At 63.7% G+C, this 14892-nt stretch carries 14 protein-coding genes; 11 read left to right on the top strand and 3 right to left on the bottom strand.

What is annotated here, in order from left to right:
- The first annotated feature begins 15 nt into the window (after nt 1–15).
- From A5740_RS02240 to A5740_RS02225, 4 genes are all read left to right on the top strand, one after another.
- Nucleotides 16–1596, top strand: a complete 1581-nt coding sequence (locus A5740_RS02240) for an NAD(P)/FAD-dependent oxidoreductase (RefSeq protein ID WP_076191107.1) — start codon at nt 16–18, stop codon at nt 1594–1596.
- Nucleotides 1593–2873, top strand: a complete 1281-nt coding sequence (locus tag A5740_RS02235; RefSeq protein WP_076191105.1) for a cytochrome P450 — start codon at nt 1593–1595, stop codon at nt 2871–2873. The genes A5740_RS02240 and A5740_RS02235 overlap by 4 nt, the downstream gene beginning before the upstream one ends.
- Before the next feature lie 77 nt (nt 2874–2950).
- A complete protein-coding gene (locus A5740_RS02230) occupies nt 2951–4129 on the top strand; it encodes a hypothetical protein (protein WP_076191103.1) in 1179 nt (392 codons plus the stop codon).
- Nucleotides 4126–5058, top strand: a complete 933-nt coding sequence (locus tag A5740_RS02225) for a metal-dependent hydrolase (protein WP_076191101.1) — start codon at nt 4126–4128, stop codon at nt 5056–5058. Before A5740_RS02230 ends, A5740_RS02225 begins: the two co-directional genes overlap by 4 nt.
- A gap of 42 nt (nt 5059–5100) precedes the next feature.
- Here A5740_RS02225 and A5740_RS02220 read toward each other — a convergent pair whose 3' ends face one another.
- Nucleotides 5101–5949 carry a mycofactocin-coupled SDR family oxidoreductase gene (locus A5740_RS02220; protein WP_076191099.1) on the bottom strand — a complete coding sequence of 283 codons (849 nt, stop codon included), beginning with the start codon at nt 5947–5949 and terminating at the stop codon, nt 5101–5103.
- Nucleotides 5950–6088: 139 nt separating this feature from the next.
- Nucleotides 6089–6658 carry a TetR/AcrR family transcriptional regulator gene (locus tag A5740_RS02215; protein ID WP_254849048.1) on the bottom strand — a complete coding sequence of 190 codons (570 nt, stop codon included), beginning with the start codon at nt 6656–6658 and terminating at the stop codon, nt 6089–6091.
- Nucleotides 6659–6828: 170 nt separating this feature from the next.
- Here A5740_RS02215 and A5740_RS02210 point away from each other — a divergent pair, with 170 nt between their 5' ends.
- The 3 genes from A5740_RS02210 (at nt 6829) to A5740_RS02200 (ending at nt 8612) form a co-directional block, all read left to right on the top strand.
- A complete protein-coding gene (locus A5740_RS02210; protein WP_076191235.1) occupies nt 6829–8070 on the top strand; it encodes a cytochrome P450 in 1242 nt (413 codons plus the stop codon).
- The gene (locus A5740_RS02205; RefSeq protein WP_076191095.1) at nt 8070–8267 is read left to right on the top strand and encodes a ferredoxin; all 198 of its coding nucleotides are present in this window, start codon (nt 8070–8072) and stop codon (nt 8265–8267) included. Before A5740_RS02210 ends, A5740_RS02205 begins: the two co-directional genes overlap by 1 nt.
- A 105-nt stretch (nt 8268–8372) precedes the next feature.
- A complete protein-coding gene (locus A5740_RS02200; RefSeq protein WP_076191093.1) occupies nt 8373–8612 on the top strand; it encodes a hypothetical protein in 240 nt (79 codons plus the stop codon).
- A 292-nt stretch (nt 8613–8904) separates the two neighbouring features.
- Here A5740_RS02200 and A5740_RS02195 read toward each other — a convergent pair whose 3' ends face one another.
- Nucleotides 8905–9672: an SDR family NAD(P)-dependent oxidoreductase gene (locus A5740_RS02195; RefSeq protein ID WP_076191091.1), complete on the bottom strand. Its 768-nt coding sequence runs from the start codon at nt 9670–9672 to the stop codon at nt 8905–8907.
- A gap of 223 nt (nt 9673–9895) precedes the next feature.
- On the opposite strand from A5740_RS02195, the gene A5740_RS02190 reads away from it, so the two are divergent.
- From A5740_RS02190 to A5740_RS02175, 4 genes are all read left to right on the top strand, one after another.
- Nucleotides 9896–11425: an ATP-dependent DNA ligase gene (locus tag A5740_RS02190; RefSeq protein WP_076191089.1), complete on the top strand. Its 1530-nt coding sequence runs from the start codon at nt 9896–9898 to the stop codon at nt 11423–11425.
- 88 nt (nt 11426–11513) lie between these two features.
- Nucleotides 11514–13820 carry a carbon starvation CstA family protein gene (locus A5740_RS02185; RefSeq protein WP_076191087.1) on the top strand — a complete coding sequence of 769 codons (2307 nt, stop codon included), beginning with the start codon at nt 11514–11516 and terminating at the stop codon, nt 13818–13820.
- The gene (locus A5740_RS02180) at nt 13820–13957 is read left to right on the top strand and encodes a YbdD/YjiX family protein (RefSeq protein ID WP_254849047.1); all 138 of its coding nucleotides are present in this window, start codon (nt 13820–13822) and stop codon (nt 13955–13957) included. The genes A5740_RS02185 and A5740_RS02180 overlap by 1 nt, the downstream gene beginning before the upstream one ends.
- 39 nt (nt 13958–13996) lie before the next feature.
- Complete coding sequence (locus A5740_RS02175) at nt 13997–14881, top strand: NAD(P)-dependent oxidoreductase (protein WP_076191083.1); 885 nt, start codon at nt 13997–13999, stop codon at nt 14879–14881.
- The last annotated feature ends 11 nt before the right edge of the window (nt 14882–14892 follow it).

The raw sequence follows: 14892 nt of genomic DNA, 5'->3' as shown, positions 1-14892 counted from the left end.
CGGAAGGACGCCCAGATGAACACCGCAGACCAGGTTGAGGTTGCGATCATCGGAGCGGGTCCGGGCGGGATCGCGGCAGGTCACCTGCTGCGGACGCGTGGGATCACCGATTTCGTGATCTTGGAACGTGGCAGTGACTTTGGTGGCACCTGGCGCGACAACCATTATCCCGGCCTGGCCGTGGACATCCCGATCTTCTGGTACGAGCTGTCATTCGCGCGTAATCGCCATTGGAGCCGCCTTTTCGCCCCGGGGCCCGAGATCCAGCGGTACCTCACCGACACTGCTCGGCGCTGCGGCCTCTACCCGTACCTGCGCACTGACGCCGAAGTCACCCGTCAGGTATGGGACGGCGTCGCCGGTGCGTGGCGGCTGACGCTGCACGACGGCAGCGAGATCACTGCACGGTTCGTGATCAGTTCGGTCGGCGGCTACATCAACGCCAAACCGACCACTGGCATCGCCGGGATCGACCGGTTCGAGGGAACCGTGCTGCGCCCCAACGCCTGGGACGACACCTTTGACACCGCCGGCAAGAGGGTGGCGGTGATCGGCACGGGATCTAGTGGTGCACAGATAATCTCAGCACTGTCGGGCCGGGTGGCGCGTCTGGACGTCTATCAGCGCACGCCGAACTGGATTCTGCCGAAGATCGACTTCACCATGTCCGGCTTCCGGGGCAAGCTGCTGGGCCTGCCGGTCGTACGTGGGGCGATCCACCACGCCGGTCGGCTGGCATTCGATGTATTTCTTCTCGTGCCGATTGTGCATTTGATGTCGGCTATGCCCGACGTTGCCCTGAAGCGTCTGTTACGAGGCTACGATGTGATGTCCCGCTGGGGATTCCGAATGCTGCTGCGCGCGGTCGTCCACGACAAAAAGACCCGCGCCAAACTGCTTCCCCCACATGGCATTCTGGCCAAACGACCAATAATCTCCAGCAGCTACCTACCTGCGTTCAACGAGCCGACCACACACCTGATCACCACCCCAATCGACGCGATCGCCCCTGCCGGGGTCCGCACCGTCGACGGCATCGAACGCGACGTCGACCTCATCGTGACAGCCACGGGATACGAGATGTGGACCGACCCGGAAACGTATCTCCCGGGCACGATCATCGGCACCGACGGGTTCGATCTCGCCGAAGACTACCGAACCCACGGGTTGCGCAGTTTCGCCGGCACCGCCCACCCCCGGCTGCCCAACCGCTGGGAGATCGTCGGACCGCTGGGCTTCGTCGGGGTCGGCTGGACCGATTTCGTCGAGATGATGGCCGGGCACGCCGTCAGCGTGATCGAGCAGACGCGTAGCGCGGGCCGCGACGCCGTCGCCGCGGTGACCGAGACCGCTTTCGAGGCTTACGACGCGCGGATGCGCCGTGCGGGCAAGACAGCTCACCTGTACTTCACACAGTGCAATGAAGGAACCAATACCTACTTCGTGAACTCACAGGGCGATACCGTCTATCACCGACCGCAAACCATCTTCGGTGCACGCCGCGAGGCACGATGGGCACCGGCACACGCCTACAGATACACGCGCAGAGCTGCTGTGGCACCCGTCGCGCAGCCTGCGCAGGCACAGCCCTCATGACAAGTATGGGGACGTTGGCCACCACGGTGCGCGACTCCGGCACGATGATCGCCCGCGGCCTTTTCTCAGATCTGCGGCGCGCCCACGTTCGCCGCGCCGGCACTGGCGTCGCGCGCACTGTCTTCGATCCGACCACACCGGAAAACATCGCGAATCCTTACCCGCACCTGGCTCAGTTGCGCGAGCAGCAGGTGGCGGTCAACGAACGGCTCAACGTATGGATGCTGTCCCGCCACGCCGACGTCCTCGCCGCCGCCCGCGCTCACGACACCTTGTCTTCCGCTGACGGAATTTTGCTGCGCTCTATGCCGCTGCCGGGTGTGGTCAGCACTGACGAACCCGACCACACCCGGTTGCGACGCATCACCGCCCCGTCGTTCACCCCTGGCGCGGTACGTGGGCTCGAAGCCACTCTCGGAGATTTGGTCGAACCCGGTGTGGCGGCACTGATGAGGGGCGAGCCGATAGACGCAGTCGATACCCTGACGGTGCCGCTGCCGGTTTCGGCGATAGCGTTGATTCTGGGTGTCGAACCCTCGCGTCGCGGCGAATTTCTCAAGTACTCCGAGGATTTCCGCTCAGTCTTCGCGGTCAGTTCCCTGGCAGAGGTGGCCAGATCCACCGGCCGCGCGTTGCCCGGCATGCTGGCGATGCGCGCACTGATCGTCGACGAGCTGGATCGGCGGACCGCCGCCTCCACTGACGACGTCTTCGGCCGGGTTCGCCAAGCGCTCGACGAAGGCGACATGTCCGTGCTGGAAGCTCTCACCGCTGCGCTCATCCTCCTGGTGGCGGGCAGTGAGACGACCACCAATTTGTTGGGGATATTGCTGATTCAGCTGGCAACCAATCCTGAACTCTTCGACCGGCTGCGCGAAAACCGCGAACTGATCCCTGCGGCCACCGAGGAAGCGCTGCGATGGGGCTCACCGGTGCAGTGGGTGGCCCGGACTGCGTTGCGCCCGTACCAGGTCGGTGAGCACACCATTCCAGCCCGGTCCCGGGTGGTGCTTTTCTATGCCGGCGCCAACCGTGATCCAGCTCAGTTTGAGCGGCCGGACGAGTTCGACATCGACCGCGGCGCCGCTGGACATGTCACCTTCGGCCACGGAGCGCATTTCTGTATGGGGGCCCATCTGGCGAGGTTGGAAGTGCGGGTGGCGCTGAACAAGATATTCGACCGGTCCCGAGGACTGAGCCTGGCCGGGCCCGTCATCTGGACCACCACCCCGTCGTTGTCGGGGCCGACTTCCGTTCCGATCCGAATGGTGCGCTGACATGTCCGCCGAACCGCTGACCTCGTGCCCTCCCTGTTCCGTGTCCGCACCCGCTCGATCCGTGAAATGAGTTGTCGATGACCAGTCAATGCTCGCCATCCATCGATGCCATCACCCACAAGCTCGGATTCACCTGCCAAGACTCACCGGCTCTGCTGCGCTTGAGCAGTCCCGCCCATCTGAGCAACTGGACCCTGCCAGTCCTGGAACTGCTCATTGTGGCCGGCGCGGCATTCGCGCTGTGGTGGGCGGTGCGGCGTCATCGGCGCGAGAATGATCCTGTCAACCTGATGCTGTGGTCCGCCACAGTGCTCTACTTGTTGATTGTCGAGCCACCGCTGTATTTCCCCACCGTGTTCGGAGTTGATCAGTCGATCGGTGCGGTCTTCGCGCACAACATCTTCACGGTCCAGTTTCTCTACGACCGGCTGCCGCTTTATATAGTCGCGCTGTACCCCGCGATGGCGACCCTCGCCTACGAGATCGTTCGTAGTCTCGGCATCTTTCGGGCCCGAGGCGCAATCATCGGATCCGTCTGCGTCGGATTTGTCCACAACCTCTTCTACGAAGTATTCGACCATCTCGGACCCCAATTGCAGTGGTGGGCCTGGAACACCGAAACTCCGGTCAATCGACCGATGCTTGCTTCGGTGCCAATGTCGAGTCTGTTGTTGTTCGCCACGGTCGGACCGGCCGTGCTCACCTTCCTGGTGGTCACTTTCGCCGGTCGTGCGCACGGCGGCGAAAACACCCTAGGCGTAGCAAGCCTCGCTCTGCGCACACTTGGTGCAGCGGTGTTGATGCCGGTGGCTCTGGTGGTGGTGAACGTTCCGATCGCGCTCGCAAAAGGCGATGATCCGGACGGGGCGTGGCGCTGGGCGGTGTACGTGGTCTTCCTCGCGTTGTTCGCAGGAATCAGCCTCTGGGCCATCGCCGGCCAGCTCGGGTCGTTACGCCGATCCGGCGAGTATCCGGCAGACCGCCCCAACAACTTCGTGCGGATCTTCGGATCGACCTACCTGATTGTCATGGCGGGGCTATGGATATCGGCGCTACCCGCCCACTTCTCGAGCCACACCGATACCTCGACCGCGGCCACGCCATTGGGCAGCTTGCCCTACGTCATCGTGTGCTTCGTGTTGGCGGCGCTCACCGTCGCTGCGGTCTCGGTCACCGGCCGCCCAGCGGCCGCCGACGAGCCCGACAGACCGGAAAGCGTGCCGGCCGCAGCGCCTGGAAGGAAGGAAAACCAATGACAGACTTAGAGATTCGACGAATTCGCTTCGACTTCGACGACGCGCCTGTTCCCTTCAACTGGAACCCCACCAATCCAGCTTTCTCCACCTATATGAACATGGTCTCGATAATTGCCATCTGCTTCGAGAAGATGATCGTCTCGGCGGTGCGAGAGGCAATGCCGCACATCGCCGACTCCGATGTCGCCGCGGAGGCGGAGGCATTCCTGCGACAAGAAGCTCAGCATGCCAGCGCTCATCGCCAACATGTGCGTGCCTTGATCCGCAGCCATCCGGGTCTGCAGCAAACCTTGGATGATTCGGTTGCCGCCTACGATCGTCTCACCGCCACGACTCCTCTGCAGTATCGCCTGGCGTATATCGCTGACCTGGAAGCCACGTTCACGCCGTTCTTCAAGATGCTGCTCGACCATGACGACACTCTCTTTCAGCCAGGTGATGACCGCGTGGCGTCATTGTTGGTGTGGCACTTCGTCGAAGAAGTCGAGCATCGTAGTTCGGCATTGGTCATCTACGACGCGGTGGTCGGCAGCAAGACCTACCGCATGCGCGTTCTGCCGAGGATCGTCCGACATCTGCTCGAAGTGACGACGCTGATCACCAACGGGATCAATGATCATGTGCCGCTGGCAGAGCGAGCAATCGACACCAACACGATCAAGCCGCTCAATGGCCTTGCGGAAGCTCTACGCACCAAGCTGCATGGGCGGGCAGCCGAGGATGGGGTGCATCCGGCGTTCCATGAGATTTCGTGGAAGAACAAGATCGTCACGATCTCACGAGTACTGATGAGCCAGACGCCTTTTCACAATCCCGCCCACGAGCCGTTGCCCGACCTCGCCGCCGTGTGGTTCGCCCGCTACGCCGACGGCGAAGATGTCAGCAGGTGGTACGCCGGCTACTCGCCGGGCCAGAGCACCGACGGGTAGCCGACGAACTGGCAGGCACCGCCAAACGCGCCAGCCGACAGGTCAGCCCTTGTACGGAATGGCGTTGACGTACCCACCTGCATCGATGCGCAGTTGAGTGCCGGTGATGTAGCGCGATGCGTCACTGGCAAGGAACACCACCGCCTCCGAGACGTCCGCGGGCTCGATGTACGGAATCGGCATGGCCTGCATCAAGTGGAATGAGGGTTCGGCGTCCTCGCGTGACGGCGATTCGAGGTCGGGCCGAAACACCTTGTACATGCCCTCGTTGTGCAGCATGTCGGTGTTCACGTTCGTCGGATGCACCGCGTTCACACGAATCTTGCGCTTCGCCACCTGCAGGGCGAGGTCGTTGACGTATCGTGCGACGATTTGCTTTGCCAAACTGTACGCCGAGCCGCCGGGCCCCTGTTTGGTGGAACTGCCTAGTTGGGCCGCCAATGACCCCGTCGCGATGATCGAACCACCATCGCTGATATGGGGAAGGCTCGCTTGGATCACGTTGAACACACCGACCAGGTCGGTATCAATAGTGTCCGACCAGGATTGAATGGTCTGGCCTTTGCCCATCGCGCAGATACCGGCGTTGGCCACGACAATGTCCAAGCCGCCCATCTCACTGACGGCGTCGCCGATCGCCGTCCAGACCGCGGCGCGCTCGCGCACGTCGACGATCGCCGTATGGACGCGCACGCCCTCCTTCTCGACCAGTCTGGCGGTTTCCTCAAGATCTTCAGGCCGCGACAGCGGATAGGTGTTGCCGTCCAAGTCGGCACAGATATCCAGAGCGATGACGTTCGCGCCCTCCGCAGCCAAATGCACGGCGTGTGAACGCCCCTGCCCCCGGGCCGCTCCGGAGACCACGGCGACCTTATTGCTCAGTTTCCCCACGGTAAGTCCTTCCCGAGAAGAGCTCCTACACCCGACTCTGCACAACTGCTTGCCCAACTAACTGTAAGTATTACAGTAGTGCACTTCAGTAGGATGCCGCATCAGGCCACCCACGAAAGGCATCACTGACCCATCGGCGTTATGACGGCATGACGCAACGCGGCAGAAAGGCCTGCAGCAACCCCCGATCGCCGCCATCCTCGGGCCGGCCGGGCTCCACAGTGAGGCTGATGCAAATACGAACCACCCACTGCGCCTGCGTCTCAGCTGATACATCGGTGCGAACCAAGCCTGCCGCGGAGGCCGCAGCGAGGCGTCGCCCGAACGCTTCGTAGAGTCGGTTCCGCCAGGATTCTGAAGCCGCAGCCACCGTTTGGGCATAGGGCAATTCGTTGCGATCGATCAGCACGCGCAGAGCCGGCAGCTCACGTGCCACCGATATTCCCACGACGCAGGCGTCGACAAGTTGGTCGATGAATGGACGGTCAGTGGTCCAGCACGCCTCGGTGGCGTCGAGCACGATCGACGCCGCGCGCAGGTAGCACGCGGTCAGGACCTCATCCCGGTTTCGGAAGTAGCTATAGATCGTGGTTCGGTGAATACCGGCACGAGTCGCTATGTGTGCCATCTTCGTTCGGCTCGGACCCAACTCCGCATAGCACTGCTCGGCAGCATTGAGCAGGCGGGATCGCGCGTCGGCTTCATCCACAGGGAGATCAGCGCCCCAGGCGGGCGATCGACGGCCATCGGCGTTACTCAACGCGGATAGAGACACCCAGTCAGCATAACGACAGAATTTCGCATTTCGTAGTTAAAACTACAGTTTGCATGAGAGTGTTGCTCGTCGGTACGAACCAGAAGCGCTTCGAGGAGACCCATATGTCGATAGACAGCCACACCGCCTGCGGGCATCAGTTCCGGGACTTCGACCACCACTCACTAGACTTCCAGCGCGCACCACACGACGTGCTTGCCAGCATGCGCCGGGACTGTCCGTTGCAGCGTTCGGACCTCTACGGCGGCTTCTGGTCGTTACTGGATTACCAGTCGGTCTTCGACGCCGCCCGCGACGACGACACATTTAGTTCCCATCCGTCGATCGGTGTACCACCTGCGCCGGCACCCATCCCGATGCCGCCGATCGAGTCAGACCCACCCCAGACCGGACAATTCCGCGAGATCACCCTGCGTTACTTCTCCCCCGGTTCGGCGGAACGACTTCGCCCGTGGACTCGTCGGGTGGCCAACGAAATGGTCGACGAATTCATCGAGCGCGGGCATTGCGACATCGTCGCCGAACTGACAAACCCGTTGCCCGCCAAGTTGATTCTGCACATGCTTGGTTTCGATGAGTCCAAATACCTGACCTGGGTCAGTTGGGTACACGCCTTCGTACACAACATCGCGAGCGACACCGGCGCCGCACAGCAGGCCGGTATCGACCTCATGACCGAGATCGGTGCTCAAATGCAGGCGCGGCGGGCCGCAAACGTCATGGGCGACGACTTGTTCAGCGCGATACTGTCCGGACAACTCGACGGCAAGCACCTCGACGACATGCAAATCACCATGTACACGTTCATGCTGATGCTAGGCGGAATGGACACCACCAGCGGCCTGACCGGCAATAGCCTCATCGCCCTGATGGAACGCCCAGACTTGCGCGCACAATTGCTCGACGACCCTCAGCTGATCATGTCGGCGACCGAGGAGTTTCTCCGCCACTGCACGCCGACGCTTGGTTTGGGCCGAATCATCAAAAGTGACACTGAATTTCACGGCCAACATCTCAAGGAGGGTGAACGGGCCATGCTCATGTGGGCGGCGGCCAATCGGGACCCCGCGGTCTTCGATGATCCCGACACCATCGATTTCACCCGATCGAATAGCCGGCGCCACATGGCCTTCGGGGTGGGCATCCACCGCTGCATGGGTTCACACATAGCTCGAATGATGTTCCAGGAGATGATGTGCGAAGTCCTGGAGCGCCTTCCGGACTTTGAATTGGACGGTGAAATCGTCCGTTTCGAGAACGCGGGCAACGTCTACGCCGCCCGCAGCCTGCCAATCGCGTTCACGCCCGGGAAGCGCGTCAGCGCCGTTGATATGGAGCACCACTGATGGCCAGGATTGAACTCGATGAGCAACACTGCGCCGGACATGCATTGTGCAATGCCGTAACACCACAGATCTACCAGCTCAACGAGCAGGGGTACTGCCTGCCGCCGCCCGAACATGTCGACGAATCCTTGCGAGCTGCAGCGTTAGCCGGCGCGGACGCGTGTCCGGAAAGGGCATTGACTGTTCGCGACGATTGACTCACATCGTGTCCGAGTCCTACCCCTCTACGTAGCCTCAACCAATACTGTGCGCCTTTCGGTAAGGCATTCTGCACCTGCCGGCACGATGAGTAAGATTCGACCATGCTCGACGCATACGCCACCGATTTGCGACCCGGTGATGTAATCGGACGCCACGACCATCCCGAAGAACGCCTGATGTTCTTGGGTGTCAGCCCGCCGGCGATGATGCCTACCGGCCGGGCACAGCCAGTCGAGGCGCTGCTCTATGTGCTGTCGGTAGGTTTTGAGGACGGCACCGGTTTTGCACTACCGCTATTCGAAGACGAAACGGTGGTGAAGTACCAGGAACAGGTGTGCTGAACGTCGAGTCGGATCAAAGTCGGCTGCCCAGGCGCAGAAGGCCGAGAAGGCATGGCGCATCAGACATCCCGCTACCGACGCGTCATCGCTACCGCTCCTTGAGCTGTGAAACCGTCATCTGGAGCAAGTCATTCATGCAGCCAACGATGGCGGCCACCGGCATGCCTATGAAAGGTCTCTATGTCGCGGTGCGACCGCCATCGACAGGGACAGACATGAACCGAGCTCGAGGCGCGGCGATTCCGGCGTGATCGGGGGCGCTCGACGCGCCCTCGATCACGCCGGAACTCACCTACTTGGGGGCGAAGCGCTGACCGGCGTCCAAACGCAGGCACTGGCCGTTGAGCATCGCGTTCTCGGCGATCGCCACGGCGAGCTTGGCGTACTCCTCGGGCTTGCCCAGGCGCTTGGGGAACGCGGCATCCTTGGTCAGCACCGCGGCGAACTCGTCGGGGATGCCCTCGGTGAGGCCGGTGGCGAACAGGCTCGGCGCAATGGCCAGCACCCGGATGCCCAGGCTGCCCAGATCGCGGGCCATGGTCAGGCACATCCCGGCGATGGCGGCCTTGGAGGCGGTGTAGGCCACCTGGCCGATCTGGCCCTCGAACGCCGCGATCGAAGCGGTGTTGATGATGACGCCGCGCTCCTCGGCCTCGGCATCGACCGGCTCGTTCTTGCTCATGTGCCAGGCCGCCAGGCGGCTGATGTTGAACGTACCGATCAAGTTGAGGTCGATGGTGGAACGGAACGAGTCCAGGCTGTGCGGACCGTCCTTCTTGATGGTGCGCTCGCCGATGCCGCCCCCGGCGGTGGTCACGATGATGTGCAGGCCGCCCAGTGCGGCGACGGCTTCTTCCAGGACCTTTTCCGTGCCGTCGAAGTCGGTGACGTCGACGGGGAAGAACGAGCCGCCGATGGCGTCCGCGACTTCCTGACCCTTCGATTGCGGCCGGTCCAGCACTGCCACGCTGGCGCCGCGCTTGGCCAATGCCTCTGCGGTCGCCCGGCCGAAGCCCGACGCGCCGCCGACGACGATAGCCTTCTTGCCTTCGATCTCCATCTAGCTTCCTTTCCAAAAGTGACCGAAATCGTAAAGCAACCTATCCCATCAACCCTTCCCGTAAGCCTTTCGGGTTGACCTTTTTCTGTCCCGTTGCCCACCCGTTGCACCGCGAGCGACCGCGTCTGTACGTCGACACGCCGGAAATTGCGTACCGCAGTGGCCGCTCGTCGAGGTCAGCGATGACGAGAAGGATGTCCGTGTCGCGTGGCACGCTGGGCAGGTGTTGCTCGCCGAGGTGGCCGCCGCGTCCGCCGACATCGCCACGACGTCGGCCCGTCTGGCCAAGACCAACCGCATCGCCTCACTGCTGGGCCTGGTCGCCGCCGAAAGTGACGCACATTCGGTCGCGGTGACGGTGTCCTGGTTGTCCGGCGAACTCCCACAGCGCCAGATCGGGGTGGGGTGGGCCGGCTTGCGGTCACTTCCGGCGCCGGCGCAGCACCCCGGCCTGACGGTGGACGACGTCGATGGACGCTTCACCCGGATCGGTGCGGTCTCCGGGAAGGGCTCCCAAGCGCTGCGCGCCGAGTTGGTGCGTGACCTGTTCGCCACGGCCACCGAGGCCGAGCAGATCTTCCTGCGCAAGCTGCTCGGTGGCGAGTTACGTCAGGGTGCGTTGGCCGGGGTGATGGCCGACGCGGTGGCGCGCGCGTCGGCCATCCCCGCAGCCGAGGTCCGCCGGGCCGCCATGCTCGCCGGTGATCTACCCGCAGTCGCCGGCGCCGCCCTGATACGAGGCCGTTCGGCGCTGGCCGAATTTCAGTTGCAGGTCGGACGTCCGGTCGGGCCGATGCTTGCCCAGACCGCCACCGACGTGGCCGATGCGCTCGAACGGCTCGGTGGCACAGCGATCCTGGAGGCCAAACTCGACGGTGCCCGGGTGCAGATCCACCGCGCGGGTACCCAGGTGTCGATCTACACCCGCAGCCTCGACGACGTGACCCACCGGCTGCCCGAGGTGGTGGAGTCCACGCTGGCGTTGCCGGCCACCGATCTGATCGCCGACGCCGAGGCGATCGCGCTGCGCCCGAACGGACGCCCACAGCCGTTTCAGGTGACCGCCGCCCGGTTCGGTAGTAAGAAGCCGAGGGACCTGCAGCCGTTGTCGGTGTTCATCTTCGATCTGTTGCATGTCGACGGCCGGGATCTGCTCGATCTGCCGACCGAGCAGCGGCTGGCTGAACTCGATGCGCTCGTACCGGCCGATCAGCGCGTCGATCGCATCGTCGCCTCCGATCCCGCGGCCGCGCAGGAGTTTCTCGACCGCACGTTGGCCGCCGGCCACGAAGGCGTGATGGCCAAGGCGCCTACGGCACCGTATGAGGCCGGACGCCGCGGTGCCGGCTGGCTGAAGGTCAAGCCGGTGCACACCCTCGATCTCGTGGTCTTGGCCGTCGAGCGAGGGTCAGGCCGGCGGACCGGCAAGCTGTCCAACATTCACCTGGGCGCCAGAGATCCCCACACCGGCGGGTTCGTGATGTTGGGCAAGACATTCAAAGGGATGACCGACGCGATGCTGGACTGGCAGACCGAACGCTTCCGGGAATTGCAGGTCGCCGACGACGGTTGGGTCGTGACGGTCCGGCCTGAACAGGTCGTCGAGATCGCCTTCGACGGTATCCAGCGGTCCACCCGCTACCCCGGCGGGATGGCGTTGCGCTTCGCTCGGGTGATCCGCTACCGCGAGGACAAGTCGGCCGACGAGGCCGATACCGTCGAGACGGTGCGCGCGTTCCACGAACGTGAGTGACGCGAATCGGGGATTCGATGCCGCACCATTTGGCGCGATGAAAAGATCGTCACCGACGCATACGACACAGGGCGAGCGAGGAGAGAGCGTGGCAACACCGGATGCCCCACCGGCGGATCGCATCGAGGAGCACGACGGCGACGTCACCTATATCCGCACGGACAAGGATCTTCCGCCCGTGGCGGTCGTCGACCGGTCGCCGATCACTGCCAAGCACAAGGTAGTCTTCGCCGTCGTCGCGGTGCTCGGCGCGATCGCCTGGGCGGTGATCGCCTTCTTCCGCGGGGAGACGGTCAACGCCGTCTGGTTCGTCATCGCCGCGATCTGCACCTACGTGATCGGCTTCCGGTTCTACGCCCGGCTGATCGAGATGAAGATCGTCCAGCCACGTGACGACAATGCCACGCCGGCAGAGCTTTTCGAGAACGGCACCGATTACATGCCGACCGACCGGCGGGTGCTGTTCGGTCACCACTTCGCCGCGATCGCCGGGGCGGGGCCGCTGGTGGGTCCGGTGCTGGCCATGCAGATGGGCTATCTACCGGGCACCATCTGGATCATCGTCGGCGCGGTGCTGGCCGGCTGCGTGCAGGACTACCTGGTGTTGTCGATCTCGGTGCGCCGACGCGGGCGCTCGCTGGGCCAGATGGCGCGGGATGAGCTGGGGGCAGTCGGCGGCGTGGCCGCGATCGTCGGGGTGTTGGTGATCATGGTGATCCTGCTGGCGGTGCTGGCCCTGGTGGTGGTCAACGCGCTGGCCGAGAGCCCGTGGGGTGTGTTCTCGATCGCGATGACGATCCCCATCGCCATTTTCATGGGCCTGTACCTGCGCTTCTTCCGTCCCGGCCGGGTGTCTGAGGTCTCGCTGATCGGTGTGGCGCTGCTGCTGCTCGCCGTCGTCTCCGGCGGGTGGGTGGCCGAAACGTCCTGGGGTGCTGACTGGTTCACGTTGTCGAAGGTGACCCTGTCGTGGTGCATCATCATCTACGGCCTGGCCGCCTCGGTGCTTCCGGTGTGGTTCCTGCTGGCCCCGCGTGACTACCTGTCGACGTTCATGAAGGTCGGCACCATCGCGCTGCTGGCGGTCGGCATCCTGATCGCCCGGCCGGTGATGGAGGCCCCGGCGATCTCGCAGTTCGCCGGTAGCGGCACCGGTCCGGTGTTCGCCGGCTCGTTGTTCCCGTTCCTGTTCATCACGATCGCCTGCGGCGCGCTGTCGGGATTCCACGCGCTGATCTCCTCGGGCACCACACCCAAGCTGTTGGAGAAAGAAAGCCAGATGCGGCTGATCGGCTACGGCGGCATGCTCACCGAGTCGTTCGTCGCGATCATGGCCCTGATCACCGCGGCAATCCTCAACCAGCACCTGTACTTTGCGATCAATGCGCCCACGGCCGCCACCGGCACCACGGCGCAGACCGCCGCCGATTACGTCAACGGTCTTGGCCTGTCCGGTGATCCGATGACCGCCCAGGAGATCACCGCGGCTGCCGAGGGGGTCGGCGAGCAGACGATCGTGTCACGCACCGGCGGCGCACCGACATTGGCGTTCGGGATGTCCGAGGTGCTGCACCAGGTGTTCGGCGGAGCGAGCCTCAAGGCGTTCTGGTATCACTTCGCGATCATGTTCGAGGCGTTGTTCATCCTCACCACGGTCGACGCCGGCACCCGGGTGGCCCGGTTCATGCTGTCCGACGGGCTGGGCAATTTCGGTGGGCCGCTGAAGAAACTGCGCAACCCGAGCTGGCGGGTGGGCGCCTGGGCCTGCTCGATCATCGTGGTCGCCGCCTGGGGTTCCATCCTGCTGATGGGCGTGACCGACCCACTGGGCGGCATCAACACGCTGTTCCCGCTGTTCGGCATCGCCAACCAGTTGCTGGCCGCCATCGCGCTGACAGTGGTCACCGTCGTGGTGATCAAACGCGGATTGGTGAAATGGGCCTGGATTCCCGGGGTTCCGCTGCTGTGGGATCTGGTGGTGACGATGACGGCATCGTGGCAGAAGATCTTCTCGGCTGATCCAAAAGTCGGTTACTGGAAACAGCATTCGCAGTACGTCGCCGCCAGGGAGGCCGGGCAGTCGTCGTTCGGAGCCGCGAAGAACCCGGATCAGATCGACGCGGTCATCCGCAACACGTTCATCCAGGGCACGTTGTCGATCGTGTTCGCCGTGCTGGTGCTCATCGTGTTCATCGCGGGTGTCGTGGTTGCGGTGCGGGCGTTGCGCGGAAGTGGACGGCTGCTGGCCGTCGACGAGGAGGTGCCGTCGCGCATCTTCGCCCCGTCGGGCCTGATCGCCACATCGGCCGAGAAGGAGGTGCAGAAGCAGTGGGACGACTTGTCCGAAGCACACGCCAAGCCGCACGCCACATCGGCTGGTACTGGTCAACCTTGATGGGCGACAACCACTATCGGCGGTACGTCGCGCATCGCGCACGCACCCACCCGGGGGAACCGGTGCTCACCGAGCGTGACTACTGGAAGATGCGGCATCGGAACACGGAGGCCAATCCGGGCGCCCGCTGCTGCTGAATCGAAGGTCCTGGATGCGCATACTGTAACCTATTCAGTATGTCGCTTTCCGGGAAGACGTTGTTCATCTCCGGCGCCAGCCGTGGCGTCGGGTTGGCCATCGCCAAGCGCGCGGCCGCCGACGGCGCCAACATCGCGCTGATCGCGAAAACTGCAGAACCGCATCCCAAACTTCCCGGCACCGTCTACACCGCCGCGAGGGAAATCGAGGAAGCCGGCGGCCAGGCCCTGCCGATCGTCGGTGACATCCGCGACGGGGACGCCGTAGCGGCGGCCGTGGCCAAGGCCGTCGCCCAGTTCGGCGGCATCGACATCTGCGTCAACAATGCCTCGGCGATCAACACGGGCTCCGTCGAAGAGGTGCCACTCAAACGCTTCGACCTGATGAACGGGATTCAGGTCCGCGGCACCTACGCGGTGTCACAGGCCTGCATCCCTCACATGAAGGGCCGCGAGAATCCGCACATCCTGACCCTCTCACCGCCGATCCGACTCGAGCCGAAATGGCTGACACCGACGGCGTACATGATGGCGAAATTCGGAATGTCCTTGTGCGCGTTGGCACTCGCCGAGGAACTTCGACCGTACGGGATCGCTTCGAACACGCTGTGGCCGCGCACCTCGGTGGCCACCGCGGCGATCCGCAACCTGCGCGGCGGCGAGGAGTCGATGAAGCGCTCCCGACGCCCTGAGGTGTACTCCGATGCCGCCTATGCGGTGCTCAACCGGCCGTCACGCGACTACACCGGTCGCAGCCTGTTGTGCGAGGACGTGCTGCTCGAATCGGGCGTCACCGACCTCTCGGCCTATGACTGCGTACCCGGCGCCGACCTCCGTATCGATCTGTGGGTCGATGCGGCGAATCCACCTGGATACGTGGGTCCAACTCCGGACCAAACCACCACCGCCGCAGCTAACCTGTGAGCCATACCGTA

This window comes from Mycobacterium sp. GA-1841 (assembly GCF_001954135.1).
GTDB lineage: Bacteria > Actinomycetota > Actinomycetes > Mycobacteriales > Mycobacteriaceae > Mycobacterium.
Note: the sequence above shows the minus strand (reverse complement) of the source record. Positions and strands in the feature narration are given on the sequence as shown.